Origin of the sequence: Wolbachia endosymbiont of Drosophila leontia, from assembly GCF_028981785.1 — a bacterium.
GTDB lineage: Bacteria > Pseudomonadota > Alphaproteobacteria > Rickettsiales > Anaplasmataceae > Wolbachia > Wolbachia pipientis.
On record NZ_JAPQLK010000102.1, the window covers coordinates 1 to 5,171 of the forward strand.

A 5,171-nucleotide genomic window follows, 5' to 3' on the forward strand; every position below is an offset into this window, starting at 1 on the left:
TTGTACGTTACCTACTATCCGAAGAGCGATGCAACAAAGCCATTCCAGTGTCAAGCACTGGAATGACACCTTCTGTATAAATATTAAGAAATTTACCAAACGAAAAAAAAGGCAAAAGAAACCCTAGGGTAGCTAGTTATTCACTATCCATTTTTTAAGTTGGCGTTTTTTAATGTTTTAAATGCTTTATAAGCGTATTTCAGCTTGTGTAGGTCAAAACCCGGAAATTTGATAAAGACATAAGGTGCACATAGTGCAAAAAATCAAACATGAGACGCCAGATACGTTGAGTTTTTTTGTCATTTAATCTGTACAGAGAAGATAAATAAATAGCTTCGGTTTCATGATAAGGGCGCTGGCGAGGTTTGTCAAGGAAGTTTTTTGTTTCTGTGGGCTACCTGGATGACAGGATTGCTCTTGAATTTGTATAGCTACATTGTCGGTAAATCTAAATTGCTTTAGTTATAGAAATAAATTTCGAGTCAGATGTGTATAAATTCTATATAATTTTTATCCTACTACTAATTTAACAAGATGGATCATATAGATATTATAAAATCAAAATTATTATTATCCGACATAGTAGGTAAAAAAGTCAGATTAATAAAAAGAGGAGATAGTTTTGTTGGGCTCTGTCCATTTCATAACGAAAAAACCCCATCTTTTTCGGTGAGCAATACTAAGGGGTTATATTACTGTTTTGGTTGTTCAGCTAGTGGTGACGTATTTGAATTTATTTCACAAACTGAAGGATTAAGCTTTAAAGAAGCATTGGAAAAATTAGCATCGGTTACAGGTGTTGAACTGCCCAAAAATCTTAGTATTACAAAAGAGAACAATAAACTATTTTTAGCGCTTGATTTAGCTGCAAATTGGTTTGCACAAAAAAATCAAAGTGTTGTAGATTATTTAAAGCAGCGTAAGATTTCACCTAAAATCATAGATAAATTTAAGATAGGTTATGCACCAAGCTCTGGTTTGAAAGAGTATTTAAACTCTTCAGGTATTGAAGACAAAATTTTAATTGATATTGGATTAGTAAACAAAAATTTTCATGATTATTTTTATGACCGGCTGATATTTCCTATACAGAGCATTGCAGGGAGAGTTATTGGTTTTGGCGGACGTGCGCTAAGTTCTGAGCAACAGCCGAAATATTTAAACAGTCCAGAGAGTCAGCTCTTCAAGAAGAGGGAGAATTTATACGGATTAAACTTTGCTTTAAGCGAAATACGTAAAAAACAGCACATACTCGTTGTTGAAGGATATATGGACGCTATAGCGCTACATCAAGCAGGAATTAGTAATGCAGTTGCTCCGCTTGGTACCGCAATTTCTGCAGAGCAGATAAAAAATCTATGGAGATTTGCTAAAGAAATCTCCATCTGTATGGATGGCGATAGTGCTGGACGTCATGCTGCTACTCGAGCTGCAGAACTTGCTCTGCCAATATTAGAGCCTGGATACACGTTAAAATTTGTGACTTTGCCGAGTAATAAAGATCCATACGATATATGTAACGAACTGGAATACAAGAAAGAAGACGTATTGATTGCGCTTGATCACTCAACAAAACTTCACTCTGAATATTTATGGCATCACATAATCGATAGCAATTTGCAAAATTATGAAAAACTTGCTCCGGAAAAATATTCAATTCTTGAGCACAAGTTCATGGAATATGTAAATACTATTAGCAACAGCAGTATTAGAAGGTATTACAGAGATTATTTTTACAATAAGGCTAGTGAACTAAGAAGTAGCTTCAAAAAACAGATTTTTAATAGTAAAACTAGAGCAACAAAAGGTGAGTATCTTCATAACAAATCTCCAGAGCTAATTGAAGCAGAGCAAAATCAGGCCGTAATTTTGCGTATAGCCGTAGAATTTCCTGAAATTTTGAACCGTCCTATATTTTTTGAGCAATTTTCTCATTTTGAATTTACTAATGAGATGAAAAGATTACAACAGCGTATAATTGATGTAATAAGTAACAAAAGCAAACTCGATAAAGAGCAAGAATTAAAACAGTTTAACGTTATAAAGTATGTATTTGAAAAAACTAGTGTACTAAATAGCCAACTAAACGAGAGAAAATCTGCAGAAATTGTGTGGAATAATATAGTGTTACTAAAAGAGTTAAATGCATTACGAAAAGAAAGAACCGAAGCGAGGCTGAGCAGTAATCTTGACTTAGAGGAAAGGTTGATAGAACAAATAAAACAAATAGAAAGCCGTATACAAGAAATGCAAATGGAGTTTATTGAAAAGTAGATATCGTCTCGTTAGTCAACAAGAAAATTACAAAATAAGACAATATTTTACATAAGATTGAAATTTTTAACTAATTAAGCCTTCCTCCAACAGCTTTGCCCTGTAGTTTTTGATATGGTTAGGATCACTTGAAAATGTATAATTTTTGTAGTTAGCTCTGCTATGCATATAAAGCTTACTATTGACTTTTATCACATTATCTCACATTATCTCACATAATATGCATGTGAGAAGAATATGAACTGGAAGAATTTTCGTCTTAGTACACGTCTCAACCTAGAAGGGCCTGTAATTGAACAAGTGTACAAGTTAATTACTGCAGTTGATAGTGTTAAAAATAGCTGGCAGATAACGAAAAAACTACTACCACAAACAATTGAAAGATTAACTCATTCAGTTATTGTTACATCTTCTGGCGCTTCTAACCGTATTGAAGGAAATCGTCTAACCGATAAAGAAGTTGAGGATCTATATAAAAACCTACGTGTCAAAAAATTTAAAAATAGAGATGAGCAAGAAATTGCTGGCTACTTAGAAATGCTTAAACTAATATTTCATGATTATACGGATATTCCAATTAGTGAGTCATCAATATTGCACATTAACAACCAGATGCTACTTTATAGTGAAAAAGATTTGTATCATAGAGGAAAATACAAAGCAAGTTCTAATAGAGTTGAGGCAAAAGATCAGAATGGAAAAGTTGTTGGTATAATTTTTGATCCCACACCACCTTACCTTGTTAGAAAGGAAGTACAAGAGCTTATTGATTGGTATCACTGGTCCTTAAGTAATAAATTTAAGCATCCTCTTATTATTGTTGCTAACTTTGTTTTTGAGTATCTGGCAATACACCCTTTTCAAGATGGGAATGGCAGAACTAGTAGATTGATGACTAATTTAATGCTGTTGCAGCAGGGTTATGATTTTGCATCTATTGTATCACATGAAAAGATAATTGAAACTAACAAACTTGATTACTATTTAGCGCTTAATAAAACACAAAGTAGCTGGAAAAGTGGCAAAGAAGATATTTCCCCATGGTTAATATTTTTTCTTAATGTGCTCAAAACGCAAGCAAATGAAGCGCATTATATTCTTGAGAGGGAGAATACTGAATATTTATTATCAAGAAAACAATTGTTCTTCTGGGAATGGGCACTTAGCCTTGCAGATAAAGAATTTAGTAGAAAAGATGCTATAGAAGCTCTAGGATTTCCTCCAAGAACAGTAGAGGCAATTACAAAGAAACTGCTAGGGATGAAATACTTACAGCGTCTTGGAGAAGGCAAAGCCACTAGATATAAAGTTATTATTTAAAAGTTTTAGTATGTTTTTCGAGATTTTTTAAATCCAGTTTTATGCACAACTTTATTTGCAATTTTACATTTTTATTCGATTCAAAATTGCATTTTTGCAATAGAAAACTTACTTATTGTAGGAAAATCTTGTGTTTGTTCTCATATAAAATTATTTATGGAGTGACGATGGTGCATGTATTATACTTACATTTCTGATTCGAAAATTTATGCAGTTGTTTCTAACAAAATTAGTTAACAAATTCTATTGTTTAAAGATGAGAAATAAAGTAATCACCATTTCCAGTATTGCTTTTATTCTACTGTTTTTTATCAGCAGTGCATTTTTAAAAAAAGATCAGGCGGTTTATAGTGATAATGCAACTAGTAATTTTTCAGTAAAAACTCAAGAATGTGCGCCGCAAAACCGCACTATATATTTAAATTTTTCTGGTACAGTAAATCCCTTACATAGAGCTAGCCTTGTCTCAAAAATAAGTGGTAAGATTATTGCTATTTATTTACCTGATGGTGAAAAGGTAAAAAGAGATGATGTAGTGTTAAAGATAGAAGATTATGACAGGATTGAGCAAGCTCAGAAAGCCAAAGCTTTATTAAAGCAGCGTGAAATTGAGTATGATTCCTCTCACAAACTGAATAAAAAGGGCTATGGGGCACAAATACAAGTAGAAGCAGCTTTTACTGCGTTACAAAGTGCAAAAGCTGACCTAAAAAGGCTAGAATTGGATTTAGAAAATACTGCAGTCACATCTCCTATAGATGGTTATATTGATAAAATCAATGCAAACGAAGGGGATTTTGTTAATGCTGGGCAAAAAATAGCTGACGTGGTTAATTTCGATCAAATTCTTGTAGTGTTATACGTTTCGGAAAATGAAGTAAATAAAATAGAGCTAGGCAGCACAGCTCAAATTAATTTGCTGGACGGAAAAGAATTGGCAGGTGAAGTAAGTTTTATTAGTAAAATTGCTGAGCCTAAAACTGGGTCTTATAGGGTAGAAGTAAAGGTAACTAATAATAAAATGATATCCTTGCAGGGACTAACTGCCAACGTAAGGCTACCTTCAGGCGAAAGATTTGCATATAAAGTTCCTTCTTCAGCCCTGAGCTTAAGTGACGAAGGTGCTCTTGGAATAAAGATTGTTGATGATAATAATTATGTAGTATTTGCACCAATAGAAATTGTTGATCATGAGAGCGATGGGGTTTGGATAGTAGCAAATAACGAAGGTAAACCCATAAAGTTAATAGTATTGGGCCACCTATTTGTTAAGCCTGGTGATAAGGTTTAAGACATAAGATCTTTTGACCTTACCCAGAAAAAGTGGAGAGAAAGTGTGGAATGTTTTTTACAAAAAGAATGATGCATCAAATTGTTCTGGAATGCAATAGTTAATAGTGACGTTGTTTGTTATAAAAAATTTCTATGTATTCAAATATTGCAGTTCTAGTTTGTTGAGCAGAGTGTTGTGAAGTATCAATAAGTATTTCTCTTTTCAATGAGCTAAAGAAGCTTTCTGCAACAGAATTGTCGTAACAACAGCCTTTATTACTCATCTATATTCTTTACAGCTAAGA

Annotated in this window: 3 protein-coding genes and 1 pseudogene; 3 read left to right on the forward strand and 1 reads right to left on the reverse strand. The window is 33.2% G+C overall.

What is annotated here, in order from left to right:
* Positions 1–534 precede the first annotated feature (534 nt).
* From dnaG to OZD63_RS03320, 3 genes are all read left to right on the forward strand, one after another.
* On the forward strand, positions 535–2,274 hold the full coding sequence (dnaG, locus tag OZD63_RS03310) for a DNA primase (protein ID WP_275008111.1): 1,740 nt from the start codon (positions 535–537) through the stop codon (positions 2,272–2,274).
* A 237-nt stretch (positions 2,275–2,511) separates the two neighbouring features.
* Positions 2,512–3,594, forward strand: coding sequence for a Fic family protein (locus OZD63_RS03315; RefSeq protein WP_275008112.1), 1,083 nt, complete (start codon positions 2,512–2,514; stop codon positions 3,592–3,594).
* 208 nt (positions 3,595–3,802) lie between these two features.
* A complete protein-coding gene (locus OZD63_RS03320) occupies positions 3,803–4,885 on the forward strand; it encodes an efflux RND transporter periplasmic adaptor subunit (protein WP_274979965.1) in 1,083 nt (360 codons plus the stop codon).
* A gap of 57 nt (positions 4,886–4,942) precedes the next feature.
* Here the strand turns inward: OZD63_RS03320 and OZD63_RS03325 are convergent.
* A pseudogene (locus OZD63_RS03325) lies at positions 4,943–5,150 on the reverse strand (IS3 family transposase); the annotation flags it as partial.
* Positions 5,151–5,171: the final 21 nt, after the last annotated feature.

Coding starts and splice junctions, on each gene's coding strand:
- dnaG (WP_275008111.1), top strand. CDS start 535: ATGGATCATATAGATATTATAAAATCAAAATTATTATTATCCGACATA.
- OZD63_RS03315 (WP_275008112.1), top strand. CDS start 2,512: ATGAACTGGAAGAATTTTCGTCTTAGTACACGTCTCAACCTAGAAGGG.
- OZD63_RS03320 (WP_274979965.1), top strand. CDS start 3,803: ATGCAGTTGTTTCTAACAAAATTAGTTAACAAATTCTATTGTTTAAAG.